General features: G+C 62.6%; 18 protein-coding genes. 13 read left to right on the forward strand and 5 right to left on the reverse strand.

The genetic code is table 11. The annotated features are described in order from the left end of the window. Positions 1–28: 28 nt before the first annotated feature. Positions 29–664 (forward strand): GntR family transcriptional regulator, encoded by a 636-nt coding sequence (locus PQV96_RS09080; protein WP_273625056.1) that lies wholly within the window; start codon positions 29–31, stop codon positions 662–664. 41 nt (positions 665–705) lie between these two features. Here PQV96_RS09080 and PQV96_RS09085 read toward each other — a convergent pair whose 3' ends face one another. Beyond that, the gene (locus PQV96_RS09085; protein ID WP_273625057.1) at positions 706–1,842 is read right to left on the reverse strand and encodes a saccharopine dehydrogenase family protein; all 1,137 of its coding nucleotides are present in this window, start codon (positions 1,840–1,842) and stop codon (positions 706–708) included. A 168-nt stretch (positions 1,843–2,010) separates the two neighbouring features. On the opposite strand from PQV96_RS09085, the gene PQV96_RS09090 reads away from it, so the two are divergent. Further along, positions 2,011–2,463: an Lrp/AsnC family transcriptional regulator gene (locus tag PQV96_RS09090; protein ID WP_273625058.1), complete on the forward strand. Its 453-nt coding sequence runs from the start codon at positions 2,011–2,013 to the stop codon at positions 2,461–2,463. Positions 2,464–2,550: 87 nt separating this feature from the next. Here PQV96_RS09090 and PQV96_RS09095 read toward each other — a convergent pair whose 3' ends face one another. Further along, positions 2,551–3,138 carry a lysophospholipid acyltransferase family protein gene (locus PQV96_RS09095; RefSeq protein WP_273625059.1) on the reverse strand — a complete coding sequence of 196 codons (588 nt, stop codon included), beginning with the start codon at positions 3,136–3,138 and terminating at the stop codon, positions 2,551–2,553. A gap of 327 nt (positions 3,139–3,465) precedes the next feature. On the opposite strand from PQV96_RS09095, the gene dusA reads away from it, so the two are divergent. After that, the gene (dusA, locus tag PQV96_RS09100) at positions 3,466–4,437 is read left to right on the forward strand and encodes a tRNA dihydrouridine(20/20a) synthase DusA (RefSeq protein WP_242638258.1); all 972 of its coding nucleotides are present in this window, start codon (positions 3,466–3,468) and stop codon (positions 4,435–4,437) included. Positions 4,438–4,827: 390 nt separating this feature from the next. Here the strand turns inward: dusA and PQV96_RS09105 are convergent, their stop codons facing one another. Both PQV96_RS09105 and PQV96_RS09110 read right to left on the reverse strand, forming a co-directional pair. Next, positions 4,828–5,712 carry an HTD2 family dehydratase gene (locus tag PQV96_RS09105; protein ID WP_273625061.1) on the reverse strand — a complete coding sequence of 295 codons (885 nt, stop codon included), beginning with the start codon at positions 5,710–5,712 and terminating at the stop codon, positions 4,828–4,830. 88 nt (positions 5,713–5,800) lie between these two features. Then, positions 5,801–8,491, reverse strand: a complete 2,691-nt coding sequence (locus PQV96_RS09110) for a bifunctional diguanylate cyclase/phosphodiesterase (protein WP_273625062.1) — start codon at positions 8,489–8,491, stop codon at positions 5,801–5,803. 295 nt (positions 8,492–8,786) lie between these two features. Between PQV96_RS09110 and PQV96_RS09115 the strand changes: the two genes are divergently transcribed. The 3 genes from PQV96_RS09115 to rsxB all read left to right on the forward strand — a co-directional run bounded on the left by PQV96_RS09115 (position 8,787) and on the right by rsxB (position 12,221). Then, on the forward strand, positions 8,787–9,860 hold the full coding sequence (locus PQV96_RS09115) for a GTP pyrophosphokinase (RefSeq protein WP_273625063.1): 1,074 nt from the start codon (positions 8,787–8,789) through the stop codon (positions 9,858–9,860). 265 nt (positions 9,861–10,125) lie between these two features. Beyond that, entirely contained in the window at positions 10,126–11,526 is a 1,401-nt protein-coding gene (locus PQV96_RS09120; RefSeq protein WP_066697121.1) for a polyhydroxyalkanoate depolymerase, read from the forward strand. A gap of 32 nt (positions 11,527–11,558) precedes the next feature. Then, positions 11,559–12,221, forward strand: coding sequence for an electron transport complex subunit RsxB (gene rsxB, locus PQV96_RS09125; RefSeq protein ID WP_082758836.1), 663 nt, complete (start codon positions 11,559–11,561; stop codon positions 12,219–12,221). An 87-nt stretch (positions 12,222–12,308) separates the two neighbouring features. On the opposite strand, the gene PQV96_RS09130 is transcribed toward rsxB, so the two are convergent. After that, a complete protein-coding gene (locus PQV96_RS09130; protein ID WP_273625064.1) occupies positions 12,309–13,796 on the reverse strand; it encodes a methyl-accepting chemotaxis protein in 1,488 nt (495 codons plus the stop codon). Positions 13,797–13,926: 130 nt separating this feature from the next. Between PQV96_RS09130 and PQV96_RS09135 the strand changes: the two genes are divergently transcribed. From PQV96_RS09135 to PQV96_RS09165, 7 genes are all read left to right on the forward strand, one after another. Continuing rightward, a protein-coding gene (locus tag PQV96_RS09135; RefSeq protein WP_420482192.1) for an IS5 family transposase occupies positions 13,927–14,719 on the forward strand; the annotation gives its coding sequence in 2 pieces (ribosomal slippage) (positions 13,927–14,184 and positions 14,186–14,719; 792 coding nt in all). 123 nt (positions 14,720–14,842) lie between these two features. Then, the gene (gene dapC, locus PQV96_RS09140) at positions 14,843–16,048 is read left to right on the forward strand and encodes a succinyldiaminopimelate transaminase (protein WP_273625066.1); all 1,206 of its coding nucleotides are present in this window, start codon (positions 14,843–14,845) and stop codon (positions 16,046–16,048) included. Positions 16,049–16,053: 5 nt separating this feature from the next. Further along, positions 16,054–16,887 carry a 2,3,4,5-tetrahydropyridine-2,6-dicarboxylate N-succinyltransferase gene (dapD, locus tag PQV96_RS09145; RefSeq protein WP_273625067.1) on the forward strand — a complete coding sequence of 278 codons (834 nt, stop codon included), beginning with the start codon at positions 16,054–16,056 and terminating at the stop codon, positions 16,885–16,887. A gap of 96 nt (positions 16,888–16,983) precedes the next feature. Further along, positions 16,984–18,144: a PilT/PilU family type 4a pilus ATPase gene (locus tag PQV96_RS09150; protein WP_273625068.1), complete on the forward strand. Its 1,161-nt coding sequence runs from the start codon at positions 16,984–16,986 to the stop codon at positions 18,142–18,144. A 39-nt stretch (positions 18,145–18,183) separates the two neighbouring features. Next, complete coding sequence (gene dapE, locus PQV96_RS09155; RefSeq protein ID WP_273625069.1) at positions 18,184–19,377, forward strand: succinyl-diaminopimelate desuccinylase; 1,194 nt, start codon at positions 18,184–18,186, stop codon at positions 19,375–19,377. Beyond that, positions 19,374–20,282 carry a 50S ribosomal protein L3 N(5)-glutamine methyltransferase gene (gene prmB / locus PQV96_RS09160; protein ID WP_273625070.1) on the forward strand — a complete coding sequence of 303 codons (909 nt, stop codon included), beginning with the start codon at positions 19,374–19,376 and terminating at the stop codon, positions 20,280–20,282. The genes dapE and prmB overlap by 4 nt, the downstream gene beginning before the upstream one ends. Positions 20,283–20,487: 205 nt before the next feature. Next, complete coding sequence (locus PQV96_RS09165) at positions 20,488–22,527, forward strand: ABC-F family ATP-binding cassette domain-containing protein (protein WP_198845645.1); 2,040 nt, start codon at positions 20,488–20,490, stop codon at positions 22,525–22,527. The last annotated feature ends 154 nt before the right edge of the window (positions 22,528–22,681 follow it).

Genomic DNA, 22,681 nt, shown 5'->3' on the forward strand with positions numbered 1-22,681 from the left:
ATATTCCGCACAGCTTACAATCTGGCCCATGTCAGTCATCACCCTCACGCCCAAAGCCCTGTACGAAGAAGTTGCCGAGCAATTGCGCCAGCGCATCTTCCGCCGCGAACTGGAGCCCGGCAGCTGGATCGACGAGCTCAAGATTGCGGAAGAATTCGGCATCAGCCGCACGCCCCTGCGCGAGGCGTTGAAGGTGCTGGCCGCTGAAGGCCTCGTCACGATGAAGGTGCGACGTGGCGCCTATGTGACGGAGATGAGCGAAAAAGACCTGCGCGACGTGTACCACCTGCTCAGCCTGCTGGAGAGCGACGCCGCAGGCGTGGTGGCCGAGCGCGCCACGCCCGAGCAGCAGCAAACCCTGCGCGATTTGCACGCCGAGCTGGAATCGGCTGCTGGCAACCGGGAAGCCTTTTTCTCAGTGAACGAGCGTTTTCACATGGCCTTGCTCGACATGGCCGACAACCGCTGGCGCAGCCAGATGGTGGCCGACCTGCGCAAGGTAATGAAGCTCAACCGCCACAACTCGCTGTTCAAGCAAGGGCGGATTGAAGATTCGCTGAGCGAGCACCGCGCCATTCTGGACGCCATGCTCGCGCACGACGCCGAAGGCACGCGCCGCGCCATGCAGGCGCACTTCGCGCGAGGGCTGCAAGCCGCCACCTAACGATCTGATCGAAAACGCGGCGGCGCCCTGTCCCCTGCTGCTTACGCCACCGCCACGGCGCCCCCGGCGAAGGCCACGCCAAAGCGGTTGTCCAAAAAGTCGGCCAGCGGCACGGCTTCCTGACCCACAAACCCTTTTTGCGGTAAACGCCCCTGGGCCACCAGGTCCAGCGCCGTGCAAATGCCCGCCGCCGTGGTGAGCTGGATGGCGCTGAGCGTGTGGCCCGCCACGGGCGCGCCCACGATGCGTGCTGAATACGAATGCTGCACCAGCCGCCCGCCGCGCAGCCCGGATGCGGTGGCAAACACCACGATCACGTCCTGGTCGGTGGTCGGAATGGCGGTTTCCAGCAGGTCCTTGAGCAAATCGCGCCGGTCGCGCAGGCGCAGGTCATTCAGCAGCAGTTTCAAGATGGCGCAGTGACCGGGGTAGCGAATGGACTGGTAATCCACCTGCCTGGCCTTGCCCGCCAGCGTTTCGGTGAGCGTGCCCAGCCCGCCCGAGGTGTTGAAGGCCTCGTACTCGACCCCATCCAGCGCAAAGGTTTCCAACCCTTCCAGCGCAGGCACCGTGGTGCGCACACCGTCCACAATGGCTTCGCAAGGGTTGCAGTACTCGTTGATCAGCCCCTCGGTGCTCCACGTCAGGTTGTAGCGCAAGGCTCCCTGCGGGTAGCGGGGCAAGGCGCCCACACGCATGCGCAGTGTGTGCAGCGTGTCAAAGCGCGAAGCCAGATCTTGCCCCACGATGCCGATGAACCCTGGGGCCAGCCCGCACTGGGGCATCAACACGCTCTGCGCCACACCGCCCGCCCTGCCCTCTGCCGCCAGGCGGCGGATGGCGTGGGTGCTTTGCACGTCTTCCGTCAAGTCAAAGTAATGCACGCCTGCCTGCACACACAGCGTGGCCACCGACACCGCGCGGTGGTATGGCAGGGCGTTGAGGACGGCAAAGCGGCCCTGCACCGCCGCTTGCAGGCTGGGCTCATCCGAGAGCAACTGGGTGTGCACGCCCAGCGCTGCGGCCTCGGCCAGGCGCGAGGGGTCCCGGTCGGCCACCGTCAGGCGGTAGCCACCGGCCTGTTTGAGCAGCAAGGCTATGGCAAAGCCGATGTGGCCCGCGCCGAGAATGGTGACATCCAGGTCGGCAGAGGCATGGGCGGGGTGTCGGGTGGTCATGTGAAGTCTCCTTGTAGGTATGGCAGGCACGGTGTCGATTCGGTGCCGCCATCGTAGGCAAGGGCTCTGTCAATGTGTAGTGAGCAAATCGTCGAAAGCAGAGCTAATATCTGCCGAACCGTCGAATGCCTGCATCGATACGACCAAACCAGCCTTCTGCGCCCTGCCATGAACACCTCTCTGGACGATATTGACCGCCAATTGCTCAGCCTGCTGCAGACCAACGCCCGCGAAGGCACGGCCCTGCTGGCGCGCAAGCTGGGCTTGGCCCGCACCACGGTGGTAGCCCGCATTGCGCGGCTGGAACGTTCGGGCGTGGTGGCGGGTTACGGGGTGCGCCTGGGCGCGCGGCTGGACGCCAGCACCGTACGCGCCTGGTGCAGCTTGAGCGTGATGCCCAAGGCGGGCCCCGCCGTGCTGCGGGCGCTGGGCGCAATGCCCGAGGTGGAAGAGGTATCGGCCGTGAGCGGGCCGTTCGACTACCTGGTGTTCTTGCGTTGCACCAGCCATGAGCAGCTGGATCGCCTGCTCGATCAGGTGGGCCAGCTCGAAGGGGTGCACCAGACCCAGACCAGCATCGTGCTCAGCCGCAAAATCGACAGACGCAGTGTGGATGGGTAAGACAACGTGCGAACAATTTACTCCTGAAAAAGGAGCTGCCTGCGCTTATCTTTCGGGCGTTAGAACCTGTTTTGATGCCAAACAGACTCACACCTCGAACTGTGTCGGGTTCTTGCCGCGAATGGGTGCGTAGAAAGCCTTGATGGCGGCCATGTCCAGCTCCAGGTCGCCAGTGGGCTCAAACACCGGCCCCAGGCCCCCCACCTTGCGGCCGTAATCGACAAACGCCAGCACGATGGGCACGCCCGCCTGCTGGGCAATGAAATAAAAGCCCGTTTTCCAGCGCTTGGTTTTGCCACGCGTGCCCTCGGGCGGCACGATCAGCTGCATGGGCCCGGTGGCCAGGCGCATGGCCTCTGCCGACGAGGCCACCAGGTTGTTGGCCTGCTCACGGTTCACCGGAATCCCCCCCAGCCAGCGCATCACCGGCCCCAGCGGGCCTTTGAACAGGCTGTGCTTGCCCATCCAGAACACGCGCAGGCGCAGCACAAAGGCCAGCATCAGCGTGTATGGCAAGTCCCAGTTGCTGGTGTGGGGCGCGGCAATCAGCACGCTCTTGGTCGCCTTGTCGGGCAACTGGCCCTCCACCGTCCACCCCGTCAGGCGCAAAGTGATTCGCGAAAGCGCGCGCAGGAAGGTGTTGACCACCGGTGTGTCAAAAATGGTGCGGTGCATGAAAAGGGGAGGGAAAAGACGCCAGAAGAGGGGCGACGAGGAAAGCGGCAGATACGTTTCACTACATTCTGCCCAAAAACCGTGGTGCCTCGGCAAGAAATGCAAAAAATGAACCCTGCTGATGTTCGCTATCAAATCAGGTTCGGCCCATCGGCTCAGGCCGCGCGGTGGGCAAGCCCGCTACACGACGCGTTCAGAGCGCCAATGGGATAATCCCACCCCCGCAAGGCCGCTGGCCCGTGCCAGCCGCTTGCCCCGCCCACCCTTTTCCTTACCCTACACCCCGTGCCCTCCCCCACAAGCCCCTGGCGCATGTCCGTCGCCCCGATGATGGACTGGACCGACCGCCATTGCCGCTACTTTCACCGCCTGCTGACCCGGCACACCCTGCTGTACACCGAAATGGTGAACGCCGGCGCCATCATCCACGGGGGCACAGAGCGCCACCTGCGCTTCAATGCCGAAGAGCACCCTGTCGCCTTGCAGCTGGGCGGCAGCGAACCCGCCAACTTGGCCCAGGCCGCAAAGCTGGGTGCCCAGTGGGGCTATGACGAAATCAACCTGAACTGCGGCTGCCCCAGTGACCGCGTGCAGCGCGGAGCCTTTGGCGCCAGCCTGATGAAGGCGCCCCAACTGGTGGCCGACTGCGTGAAAGCCATGCGCGACGTGGTGGATGTGCCCGTGACGGTGAAGCACCGCATTGGCATCGACAAGGAAGAAAGCTACAGCTTTGTGCGCGACTTTGTGGGCACCGTGGCGGATGCAGGTTGCACCGTGTTCATCGTGCACGCGCGCAATGCCTGGCTGCAGGGCCTGAGCCCGAAGGAAAACCGCGACATTCCGCCCCTGCGCTACGAGGTGGTGCGCCAGTTGAAGGCAGACTTTCCGCAGTTCACCTTCGCCATCAACGGCGGCTTCACCACCGACGAGGCGGTGCAGGAACAGCTGGAGCACCTGGACGGCGTGATGGTGGGCCGCGAGGCGTACCACAACCCCTGGTGGCTGGCACGCTGGGACGCGCTCTACTACGGCGAACAAGGTGGTGTGCCCTGCCCCCTGACACGTGAAGAGGTGGAACTGGCGATGGTGGAGTACATGGAGCGCGAAGCCGCCCAGTACGGCACGCCCTGGGCGCACATTGCACGCCACATGCTGGGCCTGCGCCACAGCCTGGCCGGTGCGCGCATCTGGCGGCAGGTGTGGAGCAACCACCTGCTCAAAGACCGCCCCGCCCGCGAGGTGTATCACCTGGCACAGCAGGCCGTGGCCGAGTCGTTGGCAAACCATCAGGAACACTGAGGCGGCGAGCGCTGGTCGGCAGGAGCCATATCCACCGACCACGCCAACCCGCAAGCGCCTGGGCCTTTGAGGCCAATCACTTCAAAAAGCATAGCTGCTGGCGCTTGCGTGGTGAAGGTTACAGCCTGATTTGGCTTTGATTCCCTCTGCGAAAAGGTGCTGACGAATGGGGTGATTTTTCACCTGAATTGAAGCCCAATCGGCATCCAGGCCAAACGCCATCAGCGGCAGCAGCTATTGATTCAATAGCAAACCAATCCACCGTCGCCTTGCGGTAGCGAACCCCAGTGGTGGCCGGGGCAAGCCATGGGGTTCACGCAGACAGTGCCGTGAATCGCCTGCAACACGCCAGCCGGGTGACCCGTATCCTGGGCTTGCACCAGACGAAACTCAAAAAAGCTCGGCCGTGCCCTGCAGGGTGAGCCAGCCTTCATGGTCATTGCTCCAGAGGCGCACAGATTTCCCATCGGCCGATGGCGCGCCATTCAAGCCAAACGGGTGCAGGTCAAACGTGGGCCGCACGGCTTTGAAGTGAAAACTCTTTACGCGGGCGCTGGGGCACTGGCGGCGCAGCAGGTCAATGAGCAGCGTGGCAATCAGCGGCCCATGCACGATGAGGCCTGGATAGCCCTCGACTTCCGTGACGTAGCGCCGGTCGTAATGGATGCGGTGGCCATTGAAGGTGAGCGCGGAATAGCGGAACAGCAGCACATCGTCAGGCGTGATGCTGCGGTGCCAGGGCGCGCCGGTTTCCGCAGCGATCGGCGCTGGCACTGGGTCACCCGGCTGGGGAGCAGCGCGGTAGACGATGTCGTGCTCTTCGGTCAGCGCAAGGCCCTTGGCATTGGAAATCTCGTGCTTGACCAGCACAAACACCAAATCGCCCGTGCGGCCCGCCTTGTGCGTGACGGATTCGATGCGCGAGGTGCGCTGCACCGTATCGCCCACCAACAGGGGGTTGTGCTCTTCCCACCGCAAACGCCCACCTGCCCACATGCGGCGCGGAAGCGGCACCGGGGGCAGAAAGCCGCCGCGCGCCGGGTGGCCGTCGGGCCCGAGACCGCTTTGGCGCACCTGGGGCAAAAAATAGAGCCAGTGCCATAACGGCGGCAGCGCAGTGCCGGGCACAGGATGGGGGTCTTCCCGGTCCAGCGTGGCCGACAGGCCGCTGACGGGGGCGCTGGTGATGGTGTCGTGCAAAGTTTCGGCCCTGCCCTGCCAGGTTTGCAAGTGGTTCAGCAAGGCGGCGTCGACGGTGCGGAGTTCTTCGGTCATGGGCGGCGCTGTCCGGCAAGTGGTAGCAATGGGTAATGCGGGGTGCTGGCAAAGGCTGGGCCTTGCGCAACGACAAGACAAAACAGGCTCAACGAGGCCCAGCGGCAGCAATTTGCGCGCTCAACCATCCCTGCAGCGGTTGCGGGCGGCTGTAAAGATAGCCCTGCAGGCATTCGCAATGGTTCTGGATGAGGAAATCTGCCTGGGCCTGCGTCTCCACCCCTTCGGCCACCACGCGCAGCTTGAGGTGGTTGGCCACCGCCAGGATGGACTGCACGATGGCCGTGTCGCTCGGGTCGTCCGGCGCGTCCTGCACAAAGCTCTTGTCGATTTTCAGCTCGTACAGCGGCAGGCGTTTGAGATAGGCCAGGCTGGAATAGCCGGTGCCAAAGTCATCAATGGAGAAGCGCACGCCCAGGTGCACCAGCTCGGTCATGCGGGCGATGGTGTCACTGAGGTTTTCAATCAGCAGGCTCTCGGTCACTTCCAGAATCAGCAACTCTGCCTTCGCTCCGGTGGCCGAGAGCACGTTGCGGATGCGTTCCACAAAATCTTCTTGCCGGAACTGGCGCTCGCTCACGTTCACCGAGATGGTGTATTCCAGCCCCTGCGCCTGAAGCTGGGCCAAGGCCTCGCAGGCCTTGCCAATCATCCAGTCGCCCATGCGCAGGATGAGGCCTGAGGCCTCGGCCACCGGGATGAAGCGGCTGGGTGGCACATTGCCACGCTCGGGGTGGTTCCAGCGCATCAGCAACTCGCCGCCCACCACTGCGCCGCGCGCATCCACTTGCGACTGCACGAACACGGCCAGCTGGCCCTCGGCGCTGGCTTTTTTCAGGTCCTGCTCCAGCGCCAGGCGCTCCTGCACATCGGCCTGCATGGCCGCTTCATAGAAGCGAATGCGGTTGCGCCCCATGTCCTTGGCGCGGTACATGGCCGTGTCGGCCTCGCGCAGCAGGTCTTCGGCACCTTCCTGCTGCTTGGGGAACAGCGTAATGCCGATGCTGCAGGTGTTGCTGTAGTGGTGGTTCTGGATGTTGTAGGGCACATCCAGCGCGGTGCGGATGGCTTCGGCCGCCAGCAGCGCAGTGCGCCCTGCACTCTCCATGTCCAGCCCCAGCTGGCCAATCAACATCACAAATTCATCGCCCCCCAGCCGGGCGACGGTGTCCCCCGGGCGCTGCAAACCAAGCAGGCGCTGTGCGACCTGCTTGAGCATCACGTCACCCACGGCATGCCCGCGTGCATCGTTAATTTGCTTGAAGTTGTCCAGGTCCACAAACAGCAAGGCGCCAATTTGCCCCGACTTGCGGGCACCGGCCACGGCTTGCTCTGTGCGGTCGAGCAGCATGCGGCGGTTGGGCAACTGCGTGAGCGCGTCGAAATACGCCAGATGGTGCGAGCGCGCCTCGGCTTGCTTGCGCTCCGTGATGTCCCGCGACAGCGCGATGAAGCGCTGGATCGACTCGCTGGGCCCGGACTTTCTGGCAATCGAGAGTTCAAACCAGTACGGACGCCCCTGCAGGCTCAACGCGAACTGGTGCCCTGCCGAATACCCTGTGGCGCTGGCCGCCTGCAGCGTGGCGCGGCAGCCCGCAACGGCTTCCGGCGCCACGATGTCTTGCAGCCGCTGGCCCTCAAAACTGTCTGCCACCTCGGCCAGCAAAGCCTGGTGGCCGCTACGGCAGTGAAGAATGCGGCCTTCCTCGTCGATTTCCATCAACAGATCGGGAATGGCGTTGAGGGTGCTGGCCAGTTCGTCGCGCGTACCGCGCAGCTCGGCCGTCATGCGGTAAGCAAGGGCTTCAGCCCGGGTGCGGCCAGTGGCCAGCAACCACGCAAACCAGCCCAGTACGATGCTGAGCACCACGCCAAACAACGCAGAGATATGGTGCGTTTCGTACTCGTAGCGGTCTTCAAAGGCTGGCAGTGGCCTCATGCGCAGCGTCCAGGTGCGGCCACCAAACTGCACTTGGCGAAACAGCTGGCGTGGAGTGTTGACGGACTGCACCCGCGGGTCGGCAAAAAGCTGCTGCCGGCCTTCAGGGGCTGAGCCGTCGATCACATCCAGGGCAATGTCGGATTCAAATTCGCGCGAGAGCCCGGCGATGACATCGGCCATGTAAAACGGGGCCGACACCCAGCCGCGCAAAGCGTTGCGGCGCTGCTCGGCGCTTTCCGGCGCAGCACCCTTGGCATAGATAGGCAGGTACATCACCAGTCCCTTGGGTGCGGCAGAAGTGTCTTGCTCCAGGGCCAGCATTCCCGATACTGCCAGCACACCTGTGTCGGCAGCACGCTCCAGGGCATCTCGGGCCGTTGGGATGGCGTAGGCATCCAGCCCCAGCGCACGCTGGTTGTCAGCATCCAGGGGTTCAATGTGCGTCACGGCCGCATACAGGGGCCGCACCCCGGGTGGGCGGACGGTGTAGTCAGAAAAGCCGCGCTGGCGCATGTCCTGGATGTGCGCGGGCAGCTCTTCCTGCGATAACTTGAGAATCAGCGAAATGCCCCGCAGGCCCGGCCGTACCTCTTGCAGCTGCAGAGAGCTCACGTAGGTCTGAAACTCCTCGCGGTCAATGCGTTCCGAGCCTTCGAAGTACCCCCGCAAACCGCGCAGTACCAGCTCGTACGACGCCATGCGGTCTGCCAGGTTGTAGGCCATGCGATCGGCAGCCACCCGCAGGTCAATTTCGCGCCGCTCGCTGCTCGCCCGCTCTTCACTGCGCCAGTGGGCGAACGTGAGGCTAAGCATCACCAGCGACAGAATGGGCGCCAACAGCCATCCCCACCGGCGCTGTAACAGTCCGGTAGATTCTGGCAGTGCAAAAGGAGCGTCAGGGACAGGCATCGTGCATTCAAGGCGTGCCCGCCCAACGGGTGGCACAAAAGCGAGGGCCATTATCAACGGGGGAAACGGTGTGCGACATGCTTTTTAACGATTTTCAAGCCCCGTGACGGCGCCCGCACAACACCTTTTTCTGCGCCTGACACCTGGGGTGTGGTGGACAATCCACGCCTGGTACCGCCCCCTCGGGCGGCAAATCCCCAGCTGCACTACCCTGTAAACACCCATGGCCCAGATCCCCCTGGAGCTGGAAGAAACCCAGTTCCGCCACTTCTACGCCGACCACCTTACGCAACTGCAAGCCGCGTGCGCGCGGGTCGTGAGCACGGTTCGGGCACTGGTCGAGGCTGCGCCGGGGCTGGAAATCTCCAAGGTCGAGGGCCGCGTCAAGGACGTGGAAGAGTGCATCCGCAAATTCCGCCGCAAATACCGCGCAGCCCTGGAAGAGCGCAACACGCCCTACGAGATCCAGCACTGGATCACGGACCTGATCGGTGTGCGCGTGGTCTGCCTGTACGAAGACGAAATCGAGAAGGTGGCCCACCTCATGCAATCGCACTTTGATGTGATTGAAGTGACCGACAAGGTGGCAGCCGTTGAGTCCACCGAAGCGGAATTTGGCTACAAAGGCCTGCACCTGGATCTGCGCTGGAACAAGGCACAGCTTGCCACGCCCGAACACGCAGCAAAAGCCCCGTGGCCTTTTGAGCTGCAGATCCGCACCATCATCCAGGATTCGTGGAGCGTGCTGGACCACAAGATCAAGTACAAGAAATCCATTCCCGGGCAGCTCAAACGCCGTATCAATGTGCTGTCTGCCCTCTTCGAGCTGGCTGACCGGGAGTTTTTGCAGATTCGCGACGCCACCGCTGCCGAGCTGCTCAAGGCCCCGGACGAAACCGCCGAGCCCGCACCAGAAACGCAGACCGATCCGCTGGAGCCCACCAAATCCCCCAGCCTGGGCAGCGAGCTCAACGCGTTCACCTTCCTCAAGATTGCCAACCACTTTTTCAAGGACTTCGAGTTCGAGCCTTCCAAGGTAGACAGCTTTGTGGCCGACATCCACCAGTGGCAGCCGGGCATGACACGCGCCCAGCTCAATGAGCTGTTGCGCCACACGATTGGCACGGTCAAGAAGTACAAGCTGCACTTCGAGGAACAAAACCCTGACGCGTCCTTCAACCCCTTCACCGTGATTCGGCATTGCCTGTACCTGGGGGACAAAAAGCTGTTCCGTACCGCGCTGCGCAACGTGGCCCGCCAGGCCTTTGAAGCCTGGCTGGCAGAAAATCAGGTTTGATGGGCTTCTGACTGCAATGCCGAAGCGCCTTTGCGGACCTGGCAGAAAATAGAGTAAAAATCAGCTCTAGCGCCCTTTCAGAAAGCGCCAGCAGCTATTCTATTGATAGCAAATCAGTTGTTTTCAAAGGCTTTGAGATGTCAAAGCCAGTGCCGTCGAACGCACCCAACCTGTCTCCAAGGCGACTGCAGATTGGTGGTTCTACTCCATTCTTTTGTTACGGAGTACTGCTATATTGCACTGCAACATAACGGAGTTTCGCCCCATGCTCTACCAGATTTACGAAACCCAGCGCTCCTTGATGGAGCCTTTTGCTGACTTCGCGCAAGCCGCGTCCAAATTGTTCAGCAACCCCCTGTCGCCATTCAACCAGATCCCGATGGCACAGCGTATTTCTGCGGGGTACGACCTGCTGTACCGGCTGGGCAAGGACTACGAAAAGCCCACCTTTGACATCCCCAGTGTGGAAGTGGACGGCGTGGGCGTGGCCATCCATGAACGGGTGGAGCTGGACAAGCCCTTTTGCGAATTGCGCCGTTTCAAACGATTTTCCGACGATCCCGCCACGCTGACCAAGATCAAGAACCAGCCAGTGGTGCTGGTGGTGGCACCGCTTTCCGGGCACTACGCCACGTTGCTGCGCGACACCGTGCGCACCATGCTCAAGGACCACAAGGTCTACATCACCGACTGGAAAAACGCCCGCCTGGTGCCGCTGTCCGAAGGTGAGTTCCACCTGGATGACTACATCAACTACGTGCAGGAGTTCATTCGCTACCTGCAGGGCGTGTACGGCAACTGCCACGTCATCAGCGTGTGCCAGCCTACGGTGCCTGTGCTGGCAGCGGTGTCGTTGATGGCCAGCCGCGGTGAAACCACCCCGCTGACCATGACCATGATGGGCGGCCCCATTGACGCGCGCCGATCGCCCACGGCCGTGAACAACCTGGCCATGAACCGCAGCTATGAGTGGTTTGAAAACAATGTGATCTACCGCGTGCCAGACAACTTCCCCGGCGCTGGCCGGCGTGTGTACCCAGGCTTTCTGCAGCACACGGGCTTTGTGGCAATGAACCCTGACCGGCACGCCACCAGCCACTATGACTACTTCAAGAACCTGATCAAGGGCGACGACGCCAGCGCCGAAGCCCACCGCAAGTTCTACGACGAGTACAACGCGGTGCTCGACATGGACGCCGACTACTACCTGGAAACCATCAAGACGGTGTTCCAGGAATACAAGCTGGTGCACGGCACCTGGGATGTGCGCTCGCCCGAAGGCAAGATCGAGCGCGTGCGTCCCCAGGACATCACCACCACGGCGCTGTTCACCGTGGAAGGTGAACTGGACGATATTTCAGGCTCGGGCCAAACCAAGGCCGCCCACGACCTGTGCACCGGCATTGTGAGCAAGGAACAGCGCCACCTGGAAGCCAAGGGTGCCGGGCACTACGGCATCTTCAGTGGCCGCCGCTGGCGCGAACTGGTGTACCCGCAGGTGAAGGCCTTCATTCTGGAACACCAGGCAGGCTTGAAACCGGCAGCTGCTGGTAAATCGGGCGCTGCTGCCGAGGTGGCTCCATCGGATACAGACGCCATGGCTGCGGCCAACGTGTCAGCCAGCCCCGCGCAGCGCCCGCGTCGATCCTCGGCGCGCAAGGCTTGAGCCCTGAAGTGCCCGCCACGGCGGGCACCCCGATGACCGATTTGGCCCGCCGGATCGACGCTGCCTTGCCACAAACGCAGTGCACCCGCTGCGGCTACCCCGATTGCGCGGCCTACGCGCGCGCAGTCGCGGCTGGTGAAGCAGGAATCAACCAGTGCCCTCCCGGCGGCGCTGAGGGGATCGTGCGGCTGTCGGCCATCACGGGACTTCCAGTGGTGGCGCTCAACCCAGAACACGGCGTCGAGTCGCCACGCGCCGTGGCGTTCATTGATGAAAACTGGTGCATAGGCTGCACGCTGTGCATCAAGGCCTGCCCCACCGATGCCATCGTGGGTGCCAACAAGCTGATGCACACCGTGATGGAATCACATTGCACCGGCTGCGAGTTGTGCGTGCCGGTGTGCCCGGTGGACTGCATTCAGCTGGAGAACGCCACGGGCTCGCGCACAGGCTGGGCGGCCTGGAGTGCAGAGCAAGCCGACGAAGCCAGACAACGTTACGCAGCCCGAACCTTGCGGCTGGAGCGCACAGCACCAGAAGCGGATAAAGATGTAGCAACGCTCTGCGACCCGGAACCTGCCAGCGCAACACCGCAGCCGGCTGCTGCTGCACCGGCGGCCGACGCTGCGGAGGCCCGCCGCGCCGCCATTGCCGCCGCCATGGAGCGCGCCAGGCAATTGCGGGCGCGAAGCTAAGCCTTCAGCCAAGCCCGCAACGCACGCCCAGCGGTTGGGCTGGCGGGCGCTTGGGGCTTGTGCGTGCAGAGCCTTGCCTAGTGCCTCTCAGCGCGCAGCAAGCGTCTTGTAGACGCCGCAACCCACATATCCCGCATCCACCTGGCTCACAAAAGACATCTTGGTTTGCACCACGCCGGTAGAAGGGTTGGTGATGTCGTATTCCACCCAGCCAGGCCCATGCTGCGCCTGCGCCACGATGTCGTGCACCAGTTGATCGCCTGCGATTCCCGGAATGTCCTGCACACGGGTGCCCACCTTGGAGGGGTTGCCACCAAATGCCAGGTAGCGACCGGTTTCGTCGAGCACGAACACGTACATGTCGCGGTCATGAAAACCGCCCGCCTTGTCGGTAATGCGACCCAAAAACTGTTCTCGGGATGTGGAGCGGTGCAACTCAACCGCCTTGCGCACCAGGGCCACAGCTTCTTCCGCGGTGCCCTGTTGCAACCGGAATGCGGCCACCGCGCGGTTCAACGTACTGGCTCGCTGCTCAAGAGCTTCGGCCTGCTGCACGGCCAGCCCCACCATCTGGGCGTTGTCCTGTGTGATCTGGTCAAGCTGCTGCACCGCGCCGCTGATTTCTTTGAGGCCCGTGCTCTGCTCGTTGCTGGAGCTGGCGATTTCACTCATGCTGGCGGCCACGCTGTGGATGCCTCCAGCCATCGCCGAAATGCCATCGCCTGCAGAACGGATCAGGTTCGCGCTGGATTCGACCTGCCCCACCGACGTCTGGATCAAGTCGCGAATCTCGCGCGCTGCCTCGCCGGAACGCTGCGCCAGCATGCGAACCTCGGATGCCACCACGGCAAACCCTCGACCTTGCTCACCCGCCCGGGCTGCCTCGACTGCGGCATTGAGCGCCAGGATATTGGTTTGAAAGGCGATGCCATCGATCACGCCAATGATTTCGCTCATGCGCCGCGCGCCTTGCTGAATGGCTTCCACCGACTGCACCGCACGGGCCATGGCCTGCGCGCCGGTGTCCGCCGCCTGCCGCACTTGTGCGGCTTTCTGGTCGGCGCTCAAGGCGGTGTGGGCATTGTTTTGCACGGTGGACGAAAGCTCTTCCACGCTGGCGGCCGTCTCCTCCAGGTTGGCTGCCTGCTGCTCAGTCCGGTCGGCCAACGCCCGATTGCCATGCGCCAGGCTCTGGCCGGCATGGGCCACCAGGGCTGCGTTGCTGCGAATGTCAGCCACCATGGCAGAGAGCTTGTAGACCATCTGGTCCAGCGAACGGGCCATCTCGGCCATTTCGTCATGCCCCTGCAGGCTGGCGTGCACGGTCAGATCACCCTGCGTGGTTTGCTGCATCGACCGCGCCACCAAAGCCATGTCGTGCGACAGAGTCAACCACAACACCAGCTGCACATACAGCATCAGAACGCAAGCCACCGCAGTGAGCCACCAGGGCGCCGCCATCACGGCAAGCACCACGGCCACCAGCGACTGGGCAGCGCACCAGCCGAGTTTTCCGGGCAGCTTGAGCCGCCTCATCAGCCATGCCCCCGGCCGCAAAGGTGAAAACGCCACCATGTCTCTTGTCTCCTGTTTCTATTTGTATCTAACCCATGCTAGGGGCCGGCTCTTAGAACCTGTTCAAAATCTTTTCCCGATGAGGTACTGATAGCAGGCTGACTGTGACTGAAGCTAAGCTGCGTGCTCCATGAGAGCCAAGTACCCCAGCGACATTAGCCCCGAGCAATTTGACCCAATCCGTGCCTTGCTGGAGAGTGCCCGCAAGAGTACGCGCCCACGCAGTGTTGATCTGTATGAGGTGTTCTGCGCAGTGCTCTATTTGCTGCGCACCGGTTGCCAGTGGCGGGCGTTGCCCAGTGACTTTCCCAAGTGGCGCACGGTGCATGCTTACTTTGCCATCTGGAGTGAGCCGCGTGAGGGAGGCAGCCTGCTGGAGCAGGCTTTAAAAAAATCAGGTTGGCGCGGCCCGAGAGAAACTGGGGCGCAACGCCTCAAGCGAGTTCTTGATTGTGGACGCGCAGAGCGTGAAGAACACGGACACGGCGGGCAGCAAGGGCTATGACGCGGGCAAGAAAGTCTCGGGTATCAAGCGCCATATTGCAGTGGACACACAGGGGCTGCCGCACGCTATTGCGGTGACCACGGCGCAGGTAACGGACCGCAAAGGGGCTTTGCAGGCACTGCAGCGCTGCAAACCTGCTTTGAGCCGGGTGCGAGCTCTGTTGTGTGACAGCGGCTATGTGGGCGGGCCGTTTGCCCAGGGCGTCCAAGACATTCTGGGCGGACACGTCGCGGTACAGATCGCCAAGCGCAGTGAACTGCATACGTTCAAGGTGATGCCCCAGCGTTGGGTGGTGGAGCGCAGCTTTGCCTGGTTGGAGAAGAACAGGCGGTTGTGGAAGAACTGCGAGAGGTTGCTGAACACCAGCTTGCAGTTCATCCATCTGGCATTCTTGGCTCTGCTGCTCAAAAGATCTTGAACAGGCTCTTACGCTGCGTTGACGACAGCCCGACATACAGGGTAACCACCACGTCGAAAGCACAGGTTGCACCCGTGCCTTGGTAGCCCACGGTAGTACGGGCATCCACCATAATGCAACCCCATGAATTCCCTGCTCTCTCTCCTGCAGCCCTACCCTTTTGAGCGGTTGAAGCAACTGTTTGCCGAGGTGACGCCCCCGGCCAACTATTCCGCGATCAGCCTGGGCATGGGCGAACCCCGCCATCCCACACCCCAGTTCATCAAAGATACGCTTTGCAGCCACCTGGAGGGATTGGCCAGCTACCCGGCCACCGCAGGGGACATCCGCTTGCGCACCGCTTTCACCGAGTGGATTCAGCGCCGCTATCAGCTCGACCTGAACCCCGCCACGCAGGTGCTCCCGATCAACGGCTCCCGCGAAGCACTGTTCGCATTTGCCCAAACAGTCATTGACGCGGCCCAGCCAGACCCCATGGTGGTCTGCCCCAACCCGTTCTATCAAATCTACGAAGGCGCAACCCTGCTGGCGGGCGCCAAGCCTTATTACGCCCCCAGCGACCCGGCCCGCAACTTTGCGGTGGACTGGGACAGCGTGCCGCTGGACGTATGGCAGCGCACCCAGCTGATCTTTGTGTGCTCGCCCGGCAATCCCACGGGTGCCGTCATGCCGCTGAACGAGTGGCACAAGCTGTTTGCCCTGAGCGACCGTTACGGCTTCGTCATCGCATCGGACGAGTGCTACAGCGAAATTTACTTCCGCGACGAGCCACCGCTGGGTGGCCTGGAGGCGGCCAAGAAGCTGGGGCGGCACGATTTCAAGAACCTGATCTCCTTCACCAGCCTGTCCAAGCGCAGCAACGTGCCTGGCCTGCGCAGCGGCTTCGTGGCTGGCGACGCGGCCATGATCAAGAACTTCCTGCTCTACCGCACCTACCACGGCAGCGCCATGAGCCCCATCGTGCAAGAGGCCAGCATCGCGGCCTGGGGCGATGAGGAACATGTGGCACAAAACCGGGCCCTGTACCGCAAGAAGTTCGCACAAGTCACCCCCATGCTGGCAGGCGTGATGGATGTGGCCTTGCCCGATGCAGGTTTTTACCTCTGGGCCAAGGTGCCCGACGCGCTGGGCATGACCGATGCCGAGTTCGCGAAGGCCCTTTTGGCTCAATACAATGTCACCGTGCTGCCCGGCAGCTACCTGGCCCGCGAGGCGCAGGGCAGCAACCCCGGCGCCCAGCGCGTGCGCATGGCCCTGGTGGCCGACACTGAAGAATGCGTGGAAGCCGCACTGCGCATCGTCCAATTCATCCAATCCCATACTGCTTGAACAACATGAGCCAACAACTGCAAAACACCATTGAAACCGCCTGGGAAAACCGCACCAACCTGTCCCCCGCCTCTGCCCCCAAGGAAGTGGTGGATGCTGTCGAGCAAGTGATTGCCGAGCTGAACAACGGCACGCTGCGCGTGGCTACCCGTGAGGCGGTGGGCCAATGGACAGTGCACCAGTGGATCAAGAAGGCAGTGTTGCTGTCCTTCCGCCTCAAGGACAACGACGTCATCCAGTCGGGCGACCTGACCTTCTACGACAAGGTGCAAACCAAGTTTGCGCACCTGAGCGCAGACGAGCTCAAGGCGACCGGTGTGCGCGTGGTGCCCCCAGCCGTGGCGCGCCGCGGCAGCTACATCGCCAAGGGCGCGATCCTGATGCCCTCTTACGTCAACATCGGCGCCTATGTGGGCGAAGGCACCATGGTGGACACCTGGGCCACCGTGGGCTCTTGCGCACAGATCGGCGCTGGCGTGCACCTGTCGGGCGGCGTGGGCATTGGCGGCGTGCTGGAGCCGCTGCAAGCAGGCCCCACCATCATTGAAGACAACTGCTTCATCGGTGCGCGCTCCGAAGTGGTGGAAGGCGTGGTGGTCGAAGAAAACTCCGTGCTGGGCATGGGCGTGTACCTGGGCCAAAGCACCCCCATCTTCAACCGCGCTACCGGCGAAATCAGCTACGGCCGTGTGCCCGCAGGCTCTGTGGTGGTCAGCGGCAACCTGCCCAAGACGGCGGCCAACGGCGCGCCTTACAGCATGTATGCCGCCATCATCGTCAAGCAAGTGGATGCGCAAACGCGTTCCAAGACCAGCATCAACGATCTGCTGCGCGACTGATCGCGCAGGCCCAGGGCTGGCGCGCGCGCCGCGCCGGCCTGCCTTGAAAAGAGCCGCCTAGGCCGCTGGCAGACCCAGAACGAGAGGGAGATACCCATGAGTACGATGGAGCGGATTCTTCGCCTGATGAGCGAAAAGAAAGCGTCAGACGTTTACCTGTCTGCCAACGCCCCGGCGCTGATCAAGATCAACGGCGAGTGCATACCGATCAACAACCAGGTGCTGCCGCCAGACGCTCCACGCAACCTGCTGTCTGAAATCGTCCCCGCCGAGCGCATTGAAGAACTGGAAGAAACTGGCGAGCTCAACATGGGCGTGCCGCTCTCAGGCGTCGGGCGCTTCCGTATCAGCGCCATGCGCCAGCGCGGCAGCTATGCCGTGGTGGTTCGCTTCATCTCGCAGCAGGTGCCCGATTTTGAATCGCTGAACCTGCCGCCCGTTCTGACCGAACTGATTCTGGAAAAGCGCGGCCTGATCCTGGTGGTGGGCGCTACGGGCTCTGGCAAAAGCACCACCCTGGCCTCCATGATCGACACGCGCAACACCTTGATGTCGGGGCACATTCTCACCATCGAAGACCCGGTGGAATACCAGTTCCGCAACAAGAAGTCGATCGTGAACCAGCGCGAGATCGGCAGCGACACCCAATCGCTGCAGACCGCCCTCAAGAACGCATTGCGCCAAGCCCCTGACGTGATTCTGATCGGCGAAATCCGTGACCGGGAAACCATGTCCTCGGCCATCGCGTATGCGCAGTCGGGCCACTTGTGCCTGGCTACCTTGCACGGCAACAACAGCTACCAGGCGCTCAACCGCATTCTGAGCTTCTACCCTGCCGAGGTGCGGCCCACCATGCTCGGCGACCTGGCTTCGTCCCTCAAGGCCATCGTCTCGCAACGCCTGGTGCGCACGGTGGAAGGCGCACGCGTTCCTGCCGTGGAAGTCATGCTCAACACCAAGCTGGTGGCTGACTTGGTGGAAAAAGGCGATTTTTCCGGCGTCAAGGACGCCATGGAGAAGTCCATGGCCGAAGGTTCGCAAACCTTTGAAGAAGACCTCGCGCGCCTGATCATGGAAAAGAAGATCGACCGCAAGGAAGGCATGGCCTATGCCGATTCGCCCACCAACCTGATGTGGCGCCTGCAAAACGACTTTGCCCAGGCGGCCAATGCCGCGAAAGCGCAAAAAGAAGCCCGCGATACCCCCGACGACCAGCCCTCATTCACCGAGATCGTGCTGGACGTCAAAGGCAGCTGAGCCCGTTGGGCCCAGCGCGCTTGAAACCTGTGATTGCCAATGACCCGAACCCTGCACCTTGCTGAACAACTGATCGCCCTGCCATCCATCACTCCGCTGGACGAAGGATGCCTGGAACTGCTCGCGCAGCGCCTTCAACCCCTGGGATTTGTGTGCGAACGGCTGGACAGCGGGCCTGCCGATTTCCGTGTCAGCAACTTGTGGGCAAAAAGGCCTGCAGCGCAATCTGGACAAGCGCCAGCAGCTATCAAAACCATAGTATTTGCAGGCCATACAGACGTAGTACCCACAGGCCCGTTGGCCCAGTGGAGCAGTGACCCGTTCACCCCCACCCACAAGGACGGCAAGCTGTACGGCCGTGGCGCCAGCGATATGAAGACGTCCATTGCCGCGTTTGTGGTGGCAGTGGAAGAATTTCTGGCTGCCTACCCTGATGCACCGCTCAACATCGCTTTCCTGCTGACCAGCGACGAGGAAGGCCCTTCCGTGGATGGCACGAAGGTCGTGGTGGAGCAACTCCGCGCGCGTGGTGAGCCTCTCGACTATTGCATCGTGGGTGAGCCCACCTCCGTCGAGCGCACGGGCGACATGATCAAGAACGGCCGCCGCGGCACCTTGAGCGGCAAGCTCACCGTGCGCGGCATCCAGGGCCACATCGCCTATCCCCAACTCGCCCGCAACCCCATCCACCAGGCCCTGCCTGCGCTAGCCGAACTGGCGGCCACCGTATGGGACCAAGGCAACGCCTTCTTCCCGCCCACCAGCTGGCAGATCAGCAACATCCACGGGGGCACGGGCGCCACCAACATCATCCCCGGCGACGTGGTGGTGGACTTCAACTTCCGGTTCTGCACAGAATCCACCGCCGAAAGCTTGCAGCAGCGGGTGCACGCCGTGCTCAACCGCCATGGGCTGGAATACGACCTGCGCTGGACGCTGGGCGGCCAGCCCTTCTTGACCACGCCCGGTGAGCTGGTCACCGCAGTGCAGCAAGCCATTGCGGGCGAAACGGGGCTCTCGACCGAACTGTCCACCACGGGCGGCACCAGCGACGGGCGTTTCATCGCCCAGATCTGCCCCCAGGTCATTGAACTGGGCCCGCCCAACGCCACGATCCACAAGATCGATGAGTATGTGGTGGTGGCCGACATTGAACCGCTGAAGAACATTTATCGCCGCACGCTGGAAAACCTGCGTCAGCAAGCGCTGGAACGCATGGCGGTGGCAGCATGAGCCACACCCCCACCCAACCCCTGACCGTCGCTGCCGCCGTCGCACGGGCTGCTCAGCGGTTGTCTTCTGCCGGACTGGCTTTTGGCCACGGCACGACCAACGCCGAAGACGAAGCCGCATGGCTGGTGTTGTGGCGCCTGGGACTGCCGCTGGACAGCGACCTGTCTGACGCGCCAGATTCCATCGCCCACCGCACCGTGACTGCCGAAGAAGCGGCTGCGGTCGATGCGTTGATCGACCAGCGCATCCAGACGCGCAAACCTGCGGCCTACCTCACGCATGAGGCCTGGCTGCAAGGCGTGCCGTTCTACGTGGACGAGCGCGCCATCGTGCCCCGCAGCTTCATCGCTGAACTGCTGGCCGACGGCAGCATTGACGACTTTTTGGGGGAGCACACCCGCCGTGTGCTGGACCTGTGCACTGGCAATGGCAGCCTGGCCATCCTGGCCGCCATGGCGTATCCCGAAGTAGAAGTCACGGGCGCAGATATTTCTGCTGATGCGCTCGCCGTTGCGCGCATCAACGTGGACAAGCACGGCTTGGCGCAGCGCGTGCAGTTGCAAATCTCGGATGGCATGGAGTCGCTACCCGGCCCGTGGGACTTGATTCTGTGCAACCCGCCCTACGTCAACGCGCAAAGCATGTCGAACCTGCCTGCTGAATACCGGGCGGAGCCTGAACTGGCCTTGGCAGGCGGCACCGACGGCATGGATTTCATTCGCAAGCTGCTGCGCGATGCGCCCGCACGCATGAGCGAACACGCCGTGTTGGTGCTGGAAATCGGCAACGAACGGGAATTTTTTGAAGCTGCCTTTCCAACATTGCCCGTGTTCTGGATCGAAACCAGCGCCGGTGAAGACCAGGTGCTGCTGGTCACCCGCCAGGCTTTGCTGGGGCAAGGCTGACGGCACGTGGGCGGCGCATCTTGAGCGTCCGCCCTCTTCCCGAAAACGCGCCCAGACCCCCTGGGCACTGAAACCCCGATAATAGAAGGCTGCCTCCAGCCCACCGCACACACTCACCGTGTGCCGCGTTGATGGGCCAGGGGCCTACCCTACACAGGGTGGACGGGGCAACGCACTGCGCAGCCCCCGCCCTGCCCGCATTCTCATGATCACTCTCAAAAATATCGTCCTGCGCCGGGGCACCAAGGTGCTGCTGGACAACGTCTCCGTCACACTCAACCCCGGTGAAAAAGTCGGCTTGGTGGGGCGCAATGGCGCAGGCAAATCCACCCTGTTTGCCCTGCTCAATGGCACGCTGCACGAAGACGGCGGCGATTTCTCCATTCCCAGGCAATGGCGCATGGCCCAGGTGGCCCAGAACATGCCGGAAACCGACGAAACCGCCACGGCTTTCGTGCTGGCGGGCGACACCCGGCTGGCAGAGCTGCACGCCCAGCGCCTGCAACTCGAGAACAGCGACGCCAGCTACGACGACCCAGAACACGGCATGGCCATTGCCCAGGTCTACACCGACCTGGCTGACGCAGGCGACCACGATGCAGAGCCGCGCGCCCAGGCGCTGATCCTGGGGCTGGGCTTTCAGGCGCATGAGCTTGACCGCCCGGTCAACAGCTTCTCGGGCGGCTGGCGTATGCGGCTGCAGCTCGCACGCGCGCTGATGTGCCCTTCTGACTTACTGCTGCTGGACGAGCCCACCAACCACTTGGACTTGGATGCGCTGGTGTGGCTCGAAGCCTGGCTCAAAAAATACGCCGGCACGATGATCGTCATCAGCCATGACCGCGAGTTTCTGGATGCCGTCACCAACGTCACGCTGCAAATCGACAGCGCCAAGCTAACGCGCTACGGCGGCAACTACAGCAAATTTGAAGAGCTGCGTGCCCAGCAAATGGAGCTGCAACAGGCCGCCTATGCCAAGCAGCAGGACAAGATTGCGCACCTGCAGAAGTTCATTGACCGCTTCAAGGCCAAAGCCAGCAAAGCCAAGCAGGCGCAAAGCCGTGTCAAGGCGCTGGAACGCATGGAACGCGTCGCGCCCCTGCTGGCCGAGGCCGAGTTCACCTTCGAGTTCAAGGAGCCGGTCAACCTGCCCAATCCCATGCTGGCCATCAGCGATGCTTCGTTTGGCTACCAGACCGACGACGGCAACAAAACCATTCTGCAAGGCGTCAACCGCTCGGTTCTGGCCGGGCAACGCATCGGCATCCTGGGTGCGAATGGCCAGGGCAAATCCACGCTGGTGAAAACCATCGCCCGCGAAATGGCGCCACTGGCTGGCACGGTGACGGAGGGCAAGGGCCTGTCCATCGGCTACTTCGCCCAGCAGGAACTGGACGTGCTGCGCCCTGGCGAAAATCCGCTGGAGCACATGATCCGCCTGGCCCGCGAGATGGGCGCCAATGCCCGCGAATCCACCCGCGAACAGGACCTGCGCAGCTTTCTGGGCAGCTTCAACTTCAGCGGCGACATGGTCAAGCAGGCCGTGGGCACCATGAGCGGCGGCGAAAAAGCCCGCCTGGTGCTGGCCATGATGGTCTGGCAACGCCCCAACCTGCTGCTGTTGGACGAGCCTACCAACCACCTCGACCTGGCCACACGCGAGGCCCTGTCGATGGCTCTCAACGAATTCGAGGGCACCGTGATGCTGGTCAGCCATGACCGGGCCCTGCTGCGCGCGGTGTGCGACGAATTCTGGCTGGTCGGGCGTGGCGTGGTCGGCCCCTTCGACGGGGATCTGGACGACTACCAGCGCTACCTGCTGGAAGAATCCAAGCGCCTGCGCGAGCAAACGCGCCAGGACGAGGCCGCCGCCCGCATCGCAGCAGCAGCCCCAGCCACCCCCGCGCCAGAAACGGCGCCTCCTCCATCTGCGGCTGCGGCCCCCGCGCCTCAGATCAAGGACAGCAAAGAACAGCGCCGCCTGGATGCCCAGGCGCGCCAGCAACTGGCAGACAAAGCCCGCCCGCTCAAGAAAGAGCTGGAGCAGATCGACAAACGCTTGGCCACCTTGGCGGCCGAGCGTTCTGAACTGGAAACCCGGCTCACCCAGCCCCTGCCCCCTGCGGAAATTGCCGACTGCGGCAAACGACTCAAGCAAGGGCAGGACGAAACGGAGAAGTTGGAAGAGCGGTGGCTGGAGATTTCTGCGGCCCTGGAAGACATGGGTGCCAGCAGCCCTGCTTGAATGAGCATCACCGGCTACTGCTGACGATTTCTGGGCTTAGCGCTTACCCAGAAAGCGCTAGCAGCTATCAATTCAGGAGCAAATCAAGCCATACAAAAAACAGAAATTTTTTGGATCATGGTGTCAACCGGGCATGCACGGCACACGTTGTGGT

Source organism: Acidovorax temperans, assembly GCF_028596105.1.
GTDB classification, from domain to species: Bacteria; Pseudomonadota; Gammaproteobacteria; order Burkholderiales; family Burkholderiaceae_C; genus Acidovorax; species Acidovorax temperans.

Coding starts and splice junctions, on each gene's coding strand:
- PQV96_RS09080 (WP_273625056.1), top strand. CDS start 29: ATGTCAGTCATCACCCTCACGCCCAAAGCCCTGTACGAAGAAGTTGCC.
- PQV96_RS09085 (WP_273625057.1), bottom strand. CDS start 1,842: ATGACCACCCGACACCCCGCCCATGCCTCTGCCGACCTGGATGTCACC.
- PQV96_RS09090 (WP_273625058.1), top strand. CDS start 2,011: ATGAACACCTCTCTGGACGATATTGACCGCCAATTGCTCAGCCTGCTG.
- PQV96_RS09095 (WP_273625059.1), bottom strand. CDS start 3,138: ATGCACCGCACCATTTTTGACACACCGGTGGTCAACACCTTCCTGCGC.
- dusA (WP_242638258.1), top strand. CDS start 3,466: ATGATGGACTGGACCGACCGCCATTGCCGCTACTTTCACCGCCTGCTG.
- PQV96_RS09105 (WP_273625061.1), bottom strand. CDS start 5,712: ATGACCGAAGAACTCCGCACCGTCGACGCCGCCTTGCTGAACCACTTG.
- PQV96_RS09115 (WP_273625063.1), top strand. CDS start 8,787: ATGGCCCAGATCCCCCTGGAGCTGGAAGAAACCCAGTTCCGCCACTTC.
- PQV96_RS09120 (WP_066697121.1), top strand. CDS start 10,126: ATGCTCTACCAGATTTACGAAACCCAGCGCTCCTTGATGGAGCCTTTT.
- rsxB (WP_082758836.1), top strand. CDS start 11,559: ATGACCGATTTGGCCCGCCGGATCGACGCTGCCTTGCCACAAACGCAG.
- PQV96_RS09130 (WP_273625064.1), bottom strand. CDS start 13,796: ATGGTGGCGTTTTCACCTTTGCGGCCGGGGGCATGGCTGATGAGGCGG.
- dapC (WP_273625066.1), top strand. CDS start 14,843: ATGAATTCCCTGCTCTCTCTCCTGCAGCCCTACCCTTTTGAGCGGTTG.
- dapD (WP_273625067.1), top strand. CDS start 16,054: ATGAGCCAACAACTGCAAAACACCATTGAAACCGCCTGGGAAAACCGC.
- PQV96_RS09150 (WP_273625068.1), top strand. CDS start 16,984: ATGAGTACGATGGAGCGGATTCTTCGCCTGATGAGCGAAAAGAAAGCG.
- dapE (WP_273625069.1), top strand. CDS start 18,184: ATGACCCGAACCCTGCACCTTGCTGAACAACTGATCGCCCTGCCATCC.
- prmB (WP_273625070.1), top strand. CDS start 19,374: ATGAGCCACACCCCCACCCAACCCCTGACCGTCGCTGCCGCCGTCGCA.
- PQV96_RS09165 (WP_198845645.1), top strand. CDS start 20,488: ATGATCACTCTCAAAAATATCGTCCTGCGCCGGGGCACCAAGGTGCTG.